Source organism: Mesorhizobium sp. M7A.F.Ca.CA.002.05.1.1 (genome assembly GCF_003998335.1).
Taxonomy (GTDB): Bacteria; Pseudomonadota; Alphaproteobacteria; order Rhizobiales; family Rhizobiaceae; genus Mesorhizobium.
This window is the reverse complement of sequence record NZ_RZQI01001445.1, coordinates 1-849: the sequence shown is the minus strand read 5'-3', so window position 1 is coordinate 849 and position 849 is coordinate 1. Positions and strand designations below refer to the sequence as shown.

General features: G+C 65.6%; 1 protein-coding gene and 1 pseudogene. Both read right to left on the bottom strand.

Annotation, left to right across the window (positions count from 1 at the left end; all coding sequences use genetic code 11):
• Positions 1-639: ABC transporter permease (locus tag EN939_RS36235; RefSeq protein WP_164751608.1), on the bottom strand; the 639-nt coding region annotated here is incomplete at its 3' end.
• Positions 636-849 (bottom strand): annotated as a pseudogene (locus EN939_RS36230) (D-xylose ABC transporter ATP-binding protein); the annotation flags it as partial. The pseudogene EN939_RS36230 and the gene EN939_RS36235, both read right to left, overlap by 4 nt.

Genomic DNA, 849 nt, shown 5'->3' with positions numbered 1-849 from the left:
GGCGTAGACAGCGCGCCCGTAGCGCGTGTAGCGCAGCACGATATGGCACAGGATGGCGGCCGCGGCGAAGATCAGCGCCGGCACCGGCACGGGGCCGATCAGCCCGGTGCCGAACCAGCGCATCGAGGCGTCGAAGCCCGAGATCGGGCCGCCGTTTGAGATGGTCAGCGTCAGCCCGCGAAACACCGTCAGCCCGCCCAGCGTAACGACGAAGGGCGGCACTTTCAGCCGGGTGATGACAAGCCCTTGCACCCCGCCGGCAGCAGCGCCCACAACGACGGCGGCCAAGAGTGCTGCGAACCAGCCGAATCCTTGCGTGCCGCTCGTCGACAGCGACAGCGTGTTGGCGGAGCCACCCTTGGCGACCACGGCGGCGACCATACCGCAGAAGGCGAGCAGCGAACCGACCGACAGGTCGATGCCGGCGGTGAGGATGACGAAGGTCATGCCGAGCGCGATCAGCCCGGTGATCGAGATCTGCCTTGTGATGTTGAACAGGTTGATCGGGTCCATGAAGCTCGGCTTCAGCACGGTGAAGACGATGATCAGCGCCACCAGGAACAGCAGCGGCCCGAAGCTCATCAAAAGCCGCGCGAAGTTGATGCCGCCGCGCTGATCCTGTTCCCCCGCCACGCTCATAGTGTCTCCTTGCGGTCGAGTGCCATCAGTTCCATCAGTCTTTCCTCGTTTGCCTCGACGCCCGGCATCTGGCCGGTGATGCGGCCCCGGCGCATGGTGACGATGCGGTCCGACACTGCAAGCACCTCGGGCAGCTCGGACGAAATCATCATCACCGCAATGCCGCGCGCCGCAAGCTGCACCAGGATCTGGTGCACCTCGGTCTTGGCG